Consider the following 14,503-nt stretch of genomic DNA (forward strand, 5'->3'; position numbering starts at 1 on the left):
CTCGGCTCCGCTCGGCAAAGGGCTTCGACTTCGCTCAGCCTGAACGGCTATGGGATACGACATTTATGACCGACGCAGCCGCCACAGCCAACGACGCGCGCACCCCCGCCGAAACGAGCAATGCGCGCGACCTCTTCTCCAAATTCGACGCCCTGATCGCCGAGCGCGAAGCGCTGCTGGCGACGGGCGTGCGCGATCCTTTCGCGATCGTGATGGACGAGGTGAAATCACCGACCCAGGCGGTCATCAAGGGCAAGGATACGATCCTGCTCGGCACCTATAACTATATGGGCATGACGTTCGACCCGGACGTGGTGGCAGCCGGCAAGAAGGCGCTCGACGAATTTGGCGCGGGCACCACCGGCAGCCGCGTGCTGAACGGCACATATCAGGGGCATCGGGAAGTCGAGGACGCGCTCAGGGATTTCTACGGCACGTCGGGCGCGATGGTCTTTTCGACCGGCTATCAGGCGAATCTCGGCCTCATTTCCACGCTGGCGGGCCGGGGTGACTATGTCGTTCTGGACGCCGACAGCCATGCGTCCATCTATGACGGTTGCTTCCTGGGCGATGCGGAGATCGTCCGCTTCCGCCACAACAGCGTCGAGGATCTGGACAAGCGTCTGGGCCGGCTCCCGGCCGACGCGCTGAAACTCGTCGTGCTGGAGGGCGTTTATTCGATGCTGGGCGACGTGGCCCCCCTGCCCGACATGGTCGCGGCGGTGCGCAAGCATCCCAACTGCATGATCCTGGTCGACGAAGCGCACGGCATGGGCTTCTTCGGCGATCATGGTCGCGGCGTCTATGAGGAGCAGGGCGTCGAAAAGGACGTGGACTTCGTCGTCGGCACCTTCTCCAAGTCGGTCGGCACGGTCGGCGGCTTCTGCGTGTCCAACCACCCCAAGTTCGAGATTTTGCGCCTCGTCTGCCGTCCCTATGTCTTTACCGCCTCGCTGCCGCCCAGCGTCGTCGCCACCGCAGCGACCAGCATCCGCAAGCTGATGCACGCGGGCGAGAAGCGCGCGCATCTGTGGAAGAACAGTCAGCGGCTGCACAAGGGGCTGACCGACCTCGGCTTCACGCTCGGCACCAGGACGCCGCAATCCGCGATCATCGCTGTCATCCTGACCGATCAGGCCCAGGCGGTGGCGATGTGGCAGACGCTGCTGGAACTCGGCCTCTACGTCAACATGGCGCGTCCCCCGGCGACTCCGGCCGGCACCTTCCTGCTGCGCTGCTCGCTCTGCGCCGAACATAGCGACGATCAGGTCGAACAGATCATCGGCATGTTCGCGGCCGCGGGCAAGGCGACCGGCGCGCTCCGCTGAGGCAACCGCCGCGACCGGAATGCGACCCATGTTAAGGAAGTTTTTCCCTCCCCCGTTTCTTCATTAACCTTGTTGGGCTAGTGTAACGGTCCCATGGCGCATGGCGATCATCTGGATGGACGGGAAAGCCGCTGGCGGGTCGGTGCGCGCCGGGCCTTGCCGTTCCTCCTCGTCGCTCTGCTGGTCGGCGCGCTCGGCGCGTTGCTCTACACAGCGAGCAATGCCACGCGCGATCATCAGCGCGCCCTCGAGGAGCAGCAGCGCAGTTTCGAGGTGATCGCGCTCGCCCGCGGGTTCGAGGCGCAGGTCGCCCGCGCCGAGGTGACGCTGGCGCGCTATGTCATCAGCCTCGATCCCGACACCGGCCGGCTTTTTCAGGACCAGTGGCGCGGCGCGGCGCGGCAATTGCGGGCGCTCAGCTACGCTACGCGCCGGTCCGGCTGGCAACGCGGGCATCTCGAAGCGCTCGAGCGCGCGTTCGCGGAGCGGGGACGGACGCTGAACGAGATTGGGCTGCGCACCGCCTATGACCAGAAGATGGCGGCGCTCGCCCGCTTCCACCAGGCTGGCAAGAGTCGCGACCTGCGGCGGATCACCGCGCTGCTCGACATGGTTATCCGGGCGGAGAACAGCCGGCTGCAGGAGCGAAGCCTCGCCGTCAGCCTCGCGGGCGACCGCACCGAGCAGGTCGGGCGCACGTCGCGGCTGCTGGGGCTGGTGCTGCTGGTGTGCGTGCTGTTTGCCGCCTGGCTTGCCAACGCCGCCTATAGCGAACGGCGCAAGGCCCGCACGCTCGCCGAGCTGGAAACCGAACGCGCCGACCGGCTGGAGGCGGCGGTGCAGGCGCGCACCGCCGAACTGTCCGCCGCCTATGACGAACTGAAGCGCGAATCGGCCGAGCGCGCCGCCGCCGAGGATAATCTGCGCCAGATGCAGAAGATGGACGCGGTCGGGCAGCTGACTGGCGGCATTGCGCATGATTTCAACAATATGCTTGCCGTGGTCGTAGGCGGACTGGAACTCGCCAAGCGCAACCTCCGGCTCAAGCCCGAGGACGCCGCGCGCCACCTCGACAATGCGATGGAGGGCGCGAACCGCGCCTCCGCCCTCACCCGTCGCCTGCTTGCCTTCGCGCGATCCGAACCGCTGCTGCCGAGCGCGGTCGATCCCGATGCGCTGATCGCGGGCATGGCCGACCTCATCGACCGCACCATCGGCGACCAGATCATCGTCAGCTTCTCGCATCGCGCAGAGGGCTGGCGCATCTTCGTCGATCAGCATCAGCTCGAAAACGCGATCCTCAACCTCTGCGTCAACGCGCGCGACGCGATGGAAGGGCGGGGGCGGCTCAGCCTGTCGACCGATCGCATCGCGCTGAAGGCCGGCGAGATCGGCGATTGCGCGGCGGGCGACTATGTGGTGCTGACCGTCACCGACGATGGCTGCGGCATGACACCCGAGGTGCTCGCCCGCGTGTTCGAGCCCTTCTTCACCACCAAGCCGGTCGGCAAGGGGACGGGCCTCGGCCTCAGCCAGATATTCGGGCTGGTGCGCCAGTGCGCGGGCGAAATCCGTATCGATTCGACGCCGGGCGAAGGCAGCAGCGTTCATATCTACCTGCCCCGTTGCCTTGGCGAAGCGGCCGATGGCGATGACGGCGCGGCGTTCGCGCAGGGGCCGGTGCGCCAGCCCCCTACCCGTATCCTGGTGGTCGAGGATGATCCGCGCGTGCTCAACCAGACGATGGCGGCTTTGAGCGAACTCGGTCACCTGCCGGTCGCCTGCGACCACCCGGCCAAGGCGGCGAAACTGCTCGCCAACAACGCAGATATCGGCCTTATCATCAGCGACGTGCTGATGCCCGACATGACCGGGCCGGAAATGGTGAAGGCGCTCCCCGCCCAGTTTCGCCATCTGCCGGTGCTGTTCGTCACCGGCTATGCGGGCGATGTCGGCGAAAGCGCGGACTTTGCCGGCCATGCCGTGCTGCGCAAGCCCTATACGCTGGCTGCGCTCGGGCAGGCGCTCGGCGACGCGCTCAGCGTATCGCCCCTCCCCGGAACAGCCGCGGCAGCAGAGTGAGCGCGCCCACCAGCGGCCAGCGCCGCTGCCACGGCTTGATCGCGATCCTGGTCCCGGCATGGCGGTTGATCTTCCAGGCGAGATAGTCGATCCCGCCGGCATAGGTGAAGCTCGCCTTGGCAAGGCGCAGGACCGACAGCCGCTTGCCCCGGCGCTGGAGCCGCCGCCAGACCGACGCAGCGTCCGCAGGCGACGGCGGCAAGCCATCGTCCAGCGCCGCCTCGCCGAAGCGGCGATAGCGATCGGGATCGGCATCCACGATGGACAGCGAACGACCGGTTTTCTCGGCTCGCAGTTCGGCATTGTAGGTCAGGGTGAAGCCGGTCTTCCAGAGGCCGAGCACATCGCCCCCCCCTCTCGCCATCGGCCGGGCCAGCGACAGCAAAGTCGGCGCGGCCTGCGCCACCGCCGCCACGACGCGCTGCCGCGCGAGATCGTCGGCGACCCAGAGCAGCCGCGAGGGCTGCGCGAAGCGCGCCCAAACCGACACATTGTCCGCCGCCGGGCTGTTGAGCCGCGCGAAATCGGCTTCGGACAGCACCGCATATTTCGCCATCAGCCCCTGATGCTCGAACGGAAAGACGTTGGGCGGGATCAGCCGATTGGCGGTCGCCAGCCATGTCCGGCCATAGGCGGCGGGATAATCCGATACGATCAGATAGAAATCGAGCATCAGCCCGTCGAGATTGGCCTCCCGCAGGCAGGAGCCGTAAAAGAGCACGGCGCGAGCCGCGCCGGGATATCGCGCCGCCAGCGCTCCGGCCATCGCGGCGGCGCGCGGATCGGCGGGCTGGTTCAGTTCCGCGCAAACGAGATCGGGGAGGCGATCGGGCATCGCCCTGCCCTATATCGGCGCGCGGGCGAAATGAAGCCGGTTCAGTCCCAGCGCAGCGGCAATTGCGTGCAGGCGCCGACATTGCCGCCCTTCATCCGCACCGGCCGATCGGGATCGAGGCGGAAGGCCGGCATCGCCGACAGCCATTCCTCCAGAAAGACGATCATCTCCATCCGCGCCAGTCCCGCCCCGACGCAGCGATGCGCGCCGACGCCCATGGTCGTATGCCGCGTCGGGTTGAGCTTCCGGTCGAAACGCACCGCGTCGGGCGCGTCGAAGCTCGCCGGATCGAGATTGTGGAGGATGCTCGGCAGATAGATGATGTCGCCGCGCTTCAGCGTCACGCCGTCCACCGCCACATCCTCGATCAGGTTGCGGCTGACCGACACGGTCGGATAGCGCCGCATCAGTTCGTCGGCGGCGTCCGGGATGCACGCGGGATCGGCGCGCAGCGCGGCCTGATCGTCCGGGTGCCGCGCCAGGTGCAGCGCCGCCATGCCCACCGCAGCGACCACCGTATCGAGACCGCCGAACAAAAGGTTGCGGCACATGCGGCGGGCATCGTCCACGCTCCAGGGCTGGCCGTTCACAGGTTCGGCAAGGATGCGGCTGAACAGATCGTCGCCCGGATGCGCCATGCGCTCGGCGATATAGGGGGCGAGATACGCATCGGCGGCGTCGCGCAACTGCTCGACGCTCATCGACCCATCGGGCCGCGTCAGCTGCGCGCCCAATGCCCGCAACCGCGGCCGATCGGTCAGCGGCACGTCGATCAGGGTCAGGAAGATATGGAGGGGCAATATCTCCGCGAACTCCTCCATGAACTCGCATTGTCCGCGCGGCGCGAGCCCGACGATCAGGTCGCGGGCCACGTCGCGCACTCTGGGCTCCAGCGCGACGATATGCCGCGAGGCGAAACCCTTCATCACCGCCATGCGATAGGCATGATGTTCGGGTGGATCCTGCTGGAGCGGGATGAAGCGCATCACCTCCCCCAGCCCCGGCGTGACCGCCAGCACTTCGCTGGAAAGCCGGGCGGTGTCGGCCCAGAGCGCGCGGACGATCTCGCCTCGCGTCGCGATCCAGTGGCCGCCATTGGCGGTGGTCCACACGATGCCCGGCCCGTTGGGGCGGGCAAGCCCTTGCCAGGCTGCGAAATAATCCTGCTCGACGCCCGGCGGGTTGAAGATGTCGAAATCGACGATCCGATCCGCCGGCACATGCGCCGGCACGCTGGTCACGGTCATCACCCCTCCTCCGATTATCGTCGGAAGAGTAGCCGCCGCAGGGATCTAGCGAAGCTGGGACTTACGCCAGCTTCACCTCACTCCGCCGCTTGCGCCAGCGCCTGCTCGCTCCAGGTCAGCACCGGCTTGCGCGCCGCCAGCGTCTCGTCCAGGCGGCGGCGCGGCGCATGATAGGGCGCGCCCTTCAGCGCCTCGTCCCCCGCCTTTGCGCGTTCCGCCAGGCTGCGGAGCGCCAGGATGAACTGGTCGAGCGCCGCCTTGCTTTCCGTCTCGGTCGGTTCGACCAGCATCGCGCCATGGACGACCAGCGGAAAATACATGGTCATCGGGTGGAAGCCCTCGTCGATCAGCCCCTTGGCGATGTCGAGCGTGGTAAAGCCTTCGGCCAGCCCCTTGTCGCTGAACAGCGCCTCATGCATGCACGGGCCGCTCGCGCCGAACGGGGCGTCGAGCACATCCTCCAGGCTGCGCAGCACATAATTGGCGTTGAGGACGGCATCCTCCGCCACCTGCCGCAGGCCATCCGCGCCGTGGGACAGGATATAGGTCAACGCGCGGGTGAACATGCCCATCTGCCCGTGGAAGGCGCACATGCGGCCGAAGCTCTGCGGCATCTCCTCGCCGACATTATCCTCCTCAATGAGGTGGATCGTGCCGTCCGCCATGCGCGCGGTATAAGGAAGAGGCCCGAAGGGCGCGAGCGCTTCGCTGAGCACCACCGGGCCGGAGCCCGGACCGCCGCCGCCATGGGGCGTCGAGAAGGTCTTGTGCAGGTTGATATGCATCGCATCGACGCCCAGGTCGCCGGGACGTACACGCCCGACGATCGCGTTGAAGTTCGCGCCGTCGCAATAGACGAAGGCGCCGGCGGCGTGGACCGCGTCGGAAATCACCTTCATGTCGCGCTCGAACAGGCCGCAGGTGTTGGGGTTGGTAATCATCACCGCCGCCACATCAGGGCCGAGCCGGGCCTTGAGCGCCTCCAGATCTACGCGGCCCTCCGGCGTCGCGGGAATATCCTCGACCTTGTAGCCGCAGAAGGCGGCAGTGGCGGGGTTGGTGCCATGCGCGCTTTCGGGCACCAGCACCACCTGCCGCGCATCGCCCCGCGCCTCCAGCGCCGCGCGAATGCACAGCAGCCCGCACAATTCGCCATGCGCGCCGGCCTTGGGCGCCATCGCGACACCGTGCATCCCGGTCAGGTCGATCAGCCAGAAGGCAAGCTGGTTGATGACTGCAAGAGCGCCCTGCACCGTCGATTGCGGTTGCAGCGGGTGGATGTCGGCAAAGCCGGGGAGCCGCGCCATCTTCTCGTTGAGGCGCGGGTTGTGCTTCATCGTGCAGGAGCCGAGCGGAAACAGGCCGAGGTCGATGGCGTAATTCTGGCGGCTGAGGCGGGTATAGTGGCGCACCGTCTCCTGCTCCGACAGGCCGGGCAGGCCGATCGCATCGGTGCGGGCGAGCGCGCCGAGACGGCTGGCGACCCTGGGGGTTTCGGCGAAATCGACGCCAGTGGTGTCGGTCGAGCCGATCTCGAAGATCAGCTTCTCCTCCAGCATCAGCGCGCGATTGCCGGTGGCGGTGGCGGGGGCCATGTGCGCGTCCTCGACAGCCTCGGGCGCGGTCGGGCGGCCTTCCTTGAGCATGGTCATATTACAGGCCTCCTTCCAAATCCGTTCGGGCTGAGCCTGTCGAAGCCCTGCCCTTTTCTTCGAGGAAAGTGCGGCCCTTCGACAGGCTCAGGGCTAACGGGTTAAGTGGAAGGGTCATGCCAGTTCCTCCTCCAGCGCCGTGGCCAAAGCCTCGATATCCTCGACCGTCGTCGTCTCGGTGACCGCGACGATCAGCCCGCCCGCAATCTCCGGCGCCTTGGGATAGAGCCGCCCGAGCGACACGCCGGCCAGCACGCCCCTGTCGGCGAGGTTCCGCACCGCCTCGCGCGCATCCTTGTTCAGGACCAGCGTGAATTCGTTGAAAAAGCTGTCGTTGACAAGGGTAACGCCCGGCACCCGCGCCAGCCGGTCCGCCGCCTCGCAGGCGAGCGCATGGTTGAGCGCGGCAAGTTCCCGCAGCCCCTTTTCCCCCAGCAGCGTCATGTGGATGCTGAACGCCAGCGCGCAGAGGCCCGAATTGGTGCAGATGTTCGAGGTCGCCTTCTCGCGGCGGATATGCTGCTCGCGGGTCGAGAGCGTCAGCACGAAGCCGCGCTTGCCCGCCGCGTCCACTGTCTCGCCGCACAGGCGTCCCGGCATCTGGCGGACATATTTCTGCTTGCACGCGAAGAGGCCCAGATAAGGCCCGCCGAACTGAAGGCCCACGCCGATCGACTGGCCTTCGCCCACGACGATGTCCGCGCCCATAGCTCCAGGCGCTTTGATCGCCCCCAGCGCCACCGGCTCCGTCACCACCGCGACCAGCAGCGCGCCGGCGGCGTGCGCGGCGTCAGCGAGCGGGGTCAGGTCGGCGATGCGGCCGAGGATATCGGGATATTGCACCACGACGCAGGACGTGTCCTTGTCGATCGCGGCGATCAGCACGTCGATGTCGGTCGCCGCGTCCAGCGTCGGCGCGTCATGGACCAGCGCGTCGCCGGTGAACTTCGCCATCGTCTGCGCGACCGAGACATAGTGCGGATGCAGGCCGGAGGAGAGCAAGGCCTTGCCCCGCTTCGTGATGCGCCGGGCCATGCCGATCGCTTCCCAGCAGGCGGTCGAGCCGTCATACATGGACGCATTGGCGACATCGCAGCCCAGCAGCCGCGCGACCTGCGTCTGGAACTCGAACAGCACCTGGAGCGTGCCCTGCGCGATTTCGGGCTGATAGGGCGTGTAGGCGGTCAGGAACTCGCCGCGCTGGATCAGATGATCGACGCTGGCAGGGACATGATGGCGGTATGCGCCCGCGCCCAGGAAGAAGGGCGCTTCCCCCGCCGATAGATTTTGCCGCGCGAGCGCGGTCATGTGCCGCTCGACCGCAAGCTCGCTGGCGTGAGCGGGCAGGCCCGCGATCGGCCCGGCAAGCCGCGCCTCGGCCGGCACGTCCACGAACAGATCGTCGATCGACGCCGCGCCGATCGTGGCGAGCATCGCCTGCCGGTCGGTGTCGGTAAGGGGTAGGTAGCGCATGTCATTCCTTTCTAAGCCCCTCCCCTTCAGGTCGAAGAGGGGCACGCGACCCTCTTCGAGGGTTGGGGTGGGGTGTCGCCCCATGCGTTACGCCATGAGGATAAACCCCACCCCCAGCCCCTCCCCTGAAGGGGAGGGGAGAATTTCCATCAAAGGCTCGCCACAAACGTCTTGTAAGCCGCCTCGGTCATCAGCCCTTCCAGCTCGCTCGGATCGGTGATGCGCAGCTTGAAGAACCAGCCATCCTCCTCCGCGTCGCTGTTGACCAGCGCCGGCTCGTCCTCCAGCGCGCTGTTGGTCTCGACCACTTCGCCCGAGATCGGCGCATAGACATCCGACGCGGCCTTGACCGATTCTACGACGGCGGCATCGTCGCCCTTCTCGAAGGTCGTACCCTCGGCGGGCAGCTCCACGAACACGATGTCGCCCAGCTGCTCCTGCGCATAGTCGGTGATGCCGACGGTGGCGATTTCGCCCTCGACATCGATCCATTCATGTTCGTCAGTGAAATAGCGGCTCATATGGTTACTCCCCTTCCGAAAAATGGCTTCACGGCTTGCGGCGATAGCGATGCGGGACGAACGGCATCGGTGCGACCACAGCGGCGATACGCTTGCCGCGCACGTCGATGTCCAGAGCGGTGTCGATCGCGGCATGGGGCAGGCTGACCCAGCCCATCGCGATCGGCGCGCCCAGGCTTGGCGCAAAGCCGCCCGAGGTGACCTCACCCACCTCGACCGCGCCGGCGTAGATTTTCGCCCCTTCGCGCGCAGGCAGGCGGCCCTCGATCCGCAGGCCCACACGCTTTGTGCCGGGGCCGTCCGCCAACTCCTTCATGACCCGAGCATGGCCGATAAAGCCGCCCTCCTCGCGCCGGCGTTTGCCGATGGCGAAGGCCAGGTCCGCGCCGATCGCGCTGACGGCCGGCGTCAGGTCATGGCCGTAAAGCGGCAGCCCCGCCTCCAGCCGCAGCGAATCGCGCGCGCCCAGGCCGATGGGTTTGACCTGCGGCAGTGCGCACAGCGCGTCGGCCAGCAGCGTCGCGTCTTCGGCCGGCACGCTGATCTCGAACCCGTCCTCGCCGGTATAGCCCGACCGGCTGATCCACAGCGGGATGCCGCGCCAGGTGAACAGCCCCGACTGCATGAACAGCAGGTCGGCGGTCTCCGGGACAAGCGCGGCCAGCGCCTCGCCCGCCTCCGGTCCCTGAAGCGCCAGCAGCGCCTGCTCATCCATATGGTTCATCACGACTTCGTCGGGCAGCTGCTCGATCATCCAGCCGATATCGTCATATTTGGTCGCGCCGTTGACGACCATATAGATGTCTGCGTCATCGAACGCGCCGCCGCCCAGCCGCGAGACCATGAGGTCGTCGAGGATACCGCCCTCCTCGTCCAACAGCATCGAATAGCGCTGGCGGAAGGGCTTCAGGCCAGCAATGTCGGCGGGCAGAAGCTGCTCCAGCGCCGCGTCCACGCCCTCCCCCGAAAAGGTGAGCTGCCCCATATGGCTGACATCGAACAGCCCGGCATGGTCGCGCGTCCACAGATGCTCGGCCATGATCCCTTCATACTGGATCGGCATATGATAGCCGGCAAAGCCCACCATCCGCGCGCCCTTCGCCCGGTGCCAGCCGTCGAGCGGCAGCGCCTGCAACGGCAGCTCTTCTTCCAGATGGGCGATGTCGTCATTGGCGGTCATGAAAGGCCGGCCTTTCCGTGATAAGTCCCAAGGCGACAGCGCTGCCCCGCCACACATGGCGCGGAATGCTGCCACCCCCTCTGTCACGGAACCTGAGAGCTTTGACCAGCGGCCTTGCGGCCGCATGGCTTACCCCTTCGGTGGGACGGGCATGAAGCGCGTCCGCTTTCCAGAGTGTCTTGCGCGATGCGGTCCTTTGGCCTGAGAGATTCCGGGGCGGTTGCTCCTTCGGCGACGGGCCTGGCCTGAAAGACCGCCCATGCTCTCCCGCATCATGCCCGACGAACGAATCCGCCGGCGACGCCTCCGGCATTGCGGCAAAGGACGGGGCGCGTCAATCGGGGAAGTGGGGATGCGGCGCGCGGACGAAGGGCGCGGTGCGAGGGCTTCCCACCGGCAGCGGGACAGCACGATAGCCGCGCGATGCGCTGTCGATCACCACAGCACGCCGTTGACCGGCTTCAGCGGCTCGGGCGCCGGGTCGCCGATCGACTGAAGCAGATCGATCTCGATCGTGCGGCACATGGCGGTCAACGGATTGTCGTGGACGGTGTTGGCGAAGGGATCGACCAGATCGTCGCCGATCCGCAGCACCGCCATGAACATGAGGCCTGCCACGGTCGACCCCAGCGGCGTGGCGAAGCCGAGAGACTCCACCAGCCCGATCGGCAGGGCGATGCAGAAGATATGGGTGAAGATGGTCGGCAGGTAGCGATATTGCACCGGCAGCGGCGTGTTCTTGATCCGCTCCATGCCGCCTTGCGCATTGGCGATGTCGACCAGCAGCGCCTCCATCTGGGTCTGCTGGATGGTGTCGATCCAGCCGCTGCGGCGGGCGATGTCGATCCGCCGCCCGGTGCTGTCGAGCAGGCCATTGGCAGGGTTGGTCCGCGCCAGCGCCTTGCCCTTGTCCTCCTCGGTCAGGAATTTCGTCACATCCTCACCGATCGGCTGGCGGCGCAGCTGGCATCGCAGCGCGTTCACATAAGCGATCTGGCGCTTGACGATCTCGCGCTTGAGGTCGCGGGCGTCCGGGTCCGGCATGAAGTTGCGGGTGGCGCGCGCCAGGCTGCGCGAAGCGTTTATCATCGCGCCCCAGAGCGTCCGCGCCTCCCACCAGCGCTGATAGGCGCTGTTGGACCGGAACCCCAGGAACAGCGCCAGCGCCGACCCGAAGATGGTGAGCGGCAGTTCGGGCGCTTTGAACGGCAGCAGATAATAAGTGATCGTCACCGCGCAGTCCCAGACGAATAAGGCGGTCAGCGGCTGCCACACTTCGGACGCGATGCGGCGGAAATTGGGGATGGGATCGACGATCATGCGGGTCTCCGAAATCAGAAATGCCGCAACGCAGCATCAACCAAGATGCTCCGCCGCGCCCGCGCCGCAACGAAAAGTTACGGAAGGGCGGCCCCTATCGCAGCTTCACGATACTCAGCCCGTCCTGCTTCGCTCGCGCCTTCACCGACTCCTCGCTGCGGGTCAGTGCCTTGGCTATGGCTTTCAAGGCCATGCCCTTCTTCGCCAGCGTATGCAGCTTCTGGATTTCGTCCTGGGTCCAGGGCTGCTTGTGGCGCTCGAATTTCTCTCCGGCCATGGCGATCAATCCGCGAAGGGATCGCGCACGAGGATCGTGTCCTCGCGCTCGGGGCTGGTGGAGACGAGCGTGACAGGGCAGCCGATCAGCTCCTCGATCCGGCGGATATATTTGATCGCCTGCGCGGGCAGCTCGGCCCAGCTGCGCGCGCCCGCCGTGGTGTCCTGCCAGCCTTCGATCTCCTCGTAGATCGGCTCGGCGCGCGCCTGATCCTGGGCGTGGGCGGGGAGGTAATCGAAGGTCCGTTCGCCGATGCGATAGCCGACGCAGATTTTCAGCGTCTCGAACCCGTCGAGCACGTCGAGCTTGGTGAGCGCGATGCCGGTGACGCCCGACACCGCGACCGACTGGCGCACCAGCACCGCGTCGAACCAGCCGCAGCGGCGCTTGCGCCCGGTGACGGTGCCGAACTCGTGGCCGCGTTCGCCAAGCCGCTGGCCGACGTCATTCTCCTGCTCGGTCGGGAAGGGGCCGGAGCCGACTCGCGTCGTATAAGCCTTGACGATGCCGAGCACGAAACCCGCCCCGCCGGGGCCAAGGCCGGTGCCGCTCGCCGCCGTGCCCGCCACGGTGTTTGAGGAGGTGACGAAGGGATAGGTGCCATGATCGATGTCGAGCAATGTGCCCTGCGCGCCCTCGAACAGGATGCGCTTGCCCCGCGCTTTCGCCTGGTTGAGCGTCAGCCAGACCGGCTTGACGAAGGGCAGGATGAAGGACGCGATTTCGGTGAGGTCGGCGATCAGCGCGGCGCGATCGATCGGCGCTTCGTTGAAGCCTGCCCGCAGCGCGTCATGATGGGCGGTCAGCCGGTCTATCTGCGGGCCGAGATCGTCGAGATGGGCGAGATCGCACACGCGGATCGCGCGGCGGCCGACCTTGTCCTCATAGGCGGGGCCGATGCCGCGCCGGGTCGTGCCGATCTTGCCGGCACCGCTCGCATCCTCGCGCAGCCCGTCGAGGTCGCGGTGGAAGGGCAGGATCAGCGGGCAGGTTTCGGCGATCTGGAGATTGGCAGGCGTGATCTCCACCCCCTGCCCTTTCAGCTTCGCCACCTCGTCGCGGAAATGCCAGGGATCGAGCACCACGCCATTGCCGATGACCGACAGCGTGCCGCGCACGATGCCGGAGGGGAGCAGCGAGAGCTTATAGACCTTCTCCCCTACGACCAGCGTGTGGCCGGCATTGTGCCCGCCCTGGAAGCGGGCGACGACATCGGCGCGCTCCGACAGCCAGTCGACGATCTTGCCCTTGCCCTCGTCACCCCATTGGGCGCCGATCACGGTCACATTTGCCATGGATACAATCCTTCCGCCCGCCACGGTGACCGGCCATGCCCTTCGACGGGACTCGACATGCCGGTGGGATGAGGGACGCGGGGGCGTCCGAATACGGGGCGCGGGGTAGACGGGTGGGCGGGGCGCGTCAAGGCTGGGCGCGCTGGGGTGTTTGGGTGGTGGGGCGCGCGTTCCTGGCGCGACGGTGCGAAGTTCACACCGTTGTCGGGCTTTTTGGCGGGTGCTGTCAAACAAACGCGAACTGCTCTCCACAGGATGCATTTCGGGGTTGAAATCGCATGGGCTCAGCTTGCGAGAGACCGCCACTCCGCCACGGCCGCGGAGCGTCGTTCCTTGTAGACTTCGCGACTGACGAGATGACGCTCCAGACAGAAATGGTTATGGACATTGGCTTGGACCGAGACGAATTTCTGTAGCGATCGCATCCGCCTGAAACGGAGCATGGCGCGCTCTCGTCGTCGGACAGGAAGATGGCTGTTTCCGACCCGGTTGTTGGCCCAGCGCGCGGTCTCTTGCTTGTCGCGATTGCCCAGTTCGTTCAGGGCGGCACCATAGGATCGCAAGCCATCAGTGACGATCGTTTCCGGTGAACCGTGCCTTTTTAGGGCCTTCTTCATAAAGGCGAGAGCCGCCTTCTTGTCGCGAGTTTTCGTGACGTAGCTCTCGAGGATTTCGCCCTCCTGATCGACGGCGCGCCACAGATAATGCTGCTTCCCATTGATCTTGACGAACATCTCATCGAGGTGCCATCGCCAATGCCGGAAGCCGCGCATCCTGGAAACGCGCTGCTTGCGGATTTCAGCCGCGAACCTCGGCCCGAAACGATTCCACCAATATCGTATCGTCTCATGGCTGATATCATAGCCGCGCTCGAACAGCAGATCCTCCACGTTCCGTAGGCTGAGTGGATATCGAATGTACAGCATTACCGCCGTGCGGATCACCTCAGGCGACGAGTTGAAGTATCGGAATGGGCTTGCGGGCCAAGCTGGGCGTGGCATCCTACCCACCTATCACCATACCCCTAACGACCGGTGCATTTGGTTTGACAGCACCCCTGCGTGTGTTGCGCACCCAGAAAGAAAGTCTGGTGTCGGTGATCCTGGGTTCCATCTGATCGACAGCCCAGCGGATCCAAAGACCAGCGGCGCCCGCGGGAAGTTGGGGGTCATAGACGCCACCCTTGTCGCGAAGCGCCATGACTGGCTTGCCGCTTGCTTCCTGCATGATCGCGATAAGTCCCTCGACATGATAGCGCAGTAGCGAATCTCGGGGGGGGGGGGGCGCCCCGGA

12 protein-coding genes and 1 riboswitch are annotated in these 14,503 nt (G+C 66.2%); of the genes, 2 read left to right on the forward strand and 10 right to left on the reverse strand.

From position 1 onward, the window contains the following. Nucleotides 1-65 precede the first annotated feature (65 nt). Both spt and V2B31_RS12185 read left to right on the forward strand, forming a co-directional pair. On the forward strand, nt 66-1,328 hold the full coding sequence (gene spt, locus V2B31_RS12180; protein ID WP_328278842.1) for a serine palmitoyltransferase: 1,263 nt from the start codon (nt 66-68) through the stop codon (nt 1,326-1,328). 93 nt (nt 1,329-1,421) lie between these two features. After that, complete coding sequence (locus tag V2B31_RS12185; RefSeq protein WP_328278846.1) at nt 1,422-3,410, forward strand: ATP-binding protein; 1,989 nt, start codon at nt 1,422-1,424, stop codon at nt 3,408-3,410. Here V2B31_RS12185 and V2B31_RS12190 read toward each other — a convergent pair. The 10 genes from V2B31_RS12190 to V2B31_RS12235 all read right to left on the reverse strand — a co-directional run bounded on the left by V2B31_RS12190 (nt 3,367) and on the right by V2B31_RS12235 (nt 14,211). Continuing rightward, on the reverse strand, nt 3,367-4,245 hold the full coding sequence (locus V2B31_RS12190) for a hypothetical protein (protein ID WP_328278849.1): 879 nt from the start codon (nt 4,243-4,245) through the stop codon (nt 3,367-3,369). The two genes, V2B31_RS12185 and V2B31_RS12190, sit on opposite strands and share 44 nt — an antisense overlap. A gap of 41 nt (nt 4,246-4,286) precedes the next feature. After that, on the reverse strand, nt 4,287-5,492 hold the full coding sequence (locus V2B31_RS12195) for a cytochrome P450 (protein ID WP_328278851.1): 1,206 nt from the start codon (nt 5,490-5,492) through the stop codon (nt 4,287-4,289). A 77-nt stretch (nt 5,493-5,569) separates the two neighbouring features. Continuing rightward, nucleotides 5,570-7,144 carry an aminomethyl-transferring glycine dehydrogenase subunit GcvPB gene (gcvPB, locus tag V2B31_RS12200; RefSeq protein ID WP_328278853.1) on the reverse strand — a complete coding sequence of 525 codons (1,575 nt, stop codon included), beginning with the start codon at nt 7,142-7,144 and terminating at the stop codon, nt 5,570-5,572. Nucleotides 7,145-7,258: 114 nt separating this feature from the next. Continuing rightward, complete coding sequence (gene gcvPA / locus V2B31_RS12205; protein WP_328278855.1) at nt 7,259-8,617, reverse strand: aminomethyl-transferring glycine dehydrogenase subunit GcvPA; 1,359 nt, start codon at nt 8,615-8,617, stop codon at nt 7,259-7,261. Nucleotides 8,618-8,766: 149 nt separating this feature from the next. Beyond that, on the reverse strand, nt 8,767-9,138 hold the full coding sequence (gene gcvH, locus V2B31_RS12210; protein WP_328278857.1) for a glycine cleavage system protein GcvH: 372 nt from the start codon (nt 9,136-9,138) through the stop codon (nt 8,767-8,769). A 28-nt stretch (nt 9,139-9,166) separates the two neighbouring features. Beyond that, nucleotides 9,167-10,318, reverse strand: a complete 1,152-nt coding sequence (gcvT, locus tag V2B31_RS12215; protein ID WP_328278859.1) for a glycine cleavage system aminomethyltransferase GcvT — start codon at nt 10,316-10,318, stop codon at nt 9,167-9,169. Nucleotides 10,319-10,497: 179 nt separating this feature from the next. Next, nucleotides 10,498-10,598: riboswitch (glycine riboswitch) on the reverse strand. 155 nt (nt 10,599-10,753) lie between these two features. Further along, nucleotides 10,754-11,638: a bestrophin family protein gene (locus V2B31_RS12220; protein ID WP_328278861.1), complete on the reverse strand. Its 885-nt coding sequence runs from the start codon at nt 11,636-11,638 to the stop codon at nt 10,754-10,756. A 94-nt stretch (nt 11,639-11,732) separates the two neighbouring features. Beyond that, the gene (locus V2B31_RS12225; RefSeq protein WP_328278863.1) at nt 11,733-11,915 is read right to left on the reverse strand and encodes a hypothetical protein; all 183 of its coding nucleotides are present in this window, start codon (nt 11,913-11,915) and stop codon (nt 11,733-11,735) included. Nucleotides 11,916-11,920: 5 nt separating this feature from the next. Then, nucleotides 11,921-13,210, reverse strand: coding sequence for an adenylosuccinate synthase (locus V2B31_RS12230; protein WP_328278865.1), 1,290 nt, complete (start codon nt 13,208-13,210; stop codon nt 11,921-11,923). A 284-nt stretch (nt 13,211-13,494) separates the two neighbouring features. Beyond that, nucleotides 13,495-14,211, reverse strand: a complete 717-nt coding sequence (locus V2B31_RS12235) for an IS6 family transposase (RefSeq protein WP_328278868.1) — start codon at nt 14,209-14,211, stop codon at nt 13,495-13,497. Nucleotides 14,212-14,503 lie beyond the last annotated feature (292 nt).

The organism is Sphingobium sp., assembly GCF_036170395.1.
Classification (GTDB): domain Bacteria; phylum Pseudomonadota; class Alphaproteobacteria; order Sphingomonadales; family Sphingomonadaceae; genus Sphingobium.

Coding starts and splice junctions, on each gene's coding strand:
- spt (WP_328278842.1), top strand. CDS start 66: ATGACCGACGCAGCCGCCACAGCCAACGACGCGCGCACCCCCGCCGAA.
- V2B31_RS12185 (WP_328278846.1), top strand. CDS start 1,422: ATGGCGCATGGCGATCATCTGGATGGACGGGAAAGCCGCTGGCGGGTC.
- V2B31_RS12190 (WP_328278849.1), bottom strand. CDS start 4,245: ATGCCCGATCGCCTCCCCGATCTCGTTTGCGCGGAACTGAACCAGCCC.
- V2B31_RS12195 (WP_328278851.1), bottom strand. CDS start 5,492: ATGACCGTGACCAGCGTGCCGGCGCATGTGCCGGCGGATCGGATCGTC.
- gcvPB (WP_328278853.1), bottom strand. CDS start 7,144: ATGACCATGCTCAAGGAAGGCCGCCCGACCGCGCCCGAGGCTGTCGAG.
- gcvPA (WP_328278855.1), bottom strand. CDS start 8,617: ATGCGCTACCTACCCCTTACCGACACCGACCGGCAGGCGATGCTCGCC.
- gcvH (WP_328278857.1), bottom strand. CDS start 9,138: ATGAGCCGCTATTTCACTGACGAACATGAATGGATCGATGTCGAGGGC.
- gcvT (WP_328278859.1), bottom strand. CDS start 10,318: ATGACCGCCAATGACGACATCGCCCATCTGGAAGAAGAGCTGCCGTTG.
- V2B31_RS12220 (WP_328278861.1), bottom strand. CDS start 11,638: ATGATCGTCGATCCCATCCCCAATTTCCGCCGCATCGCGTCCGAAGTG.
- V2B31_RS12225 (WP_328278863.1), bottom strand. CDS start 11,915: ATGGCCGGAGAGAAATTCGAGCGCCACAAGCAGCCCTGGACCCAGGAC.
- V2B31_RS12230 (WP_328278865.1), bottom strand. CDS start 13,210: ATGGCAAATGTGACCGTGATCGGCGCCCAATGGGGTGACGAGGGCAAG.
- V2B31_RS12235 (WP_328278868.1), bottom strand. CDS start 14,211: ATGCCACGCCCAGCTTGGCCCGCAAGCCCATTCCGATACTTCAACTCG.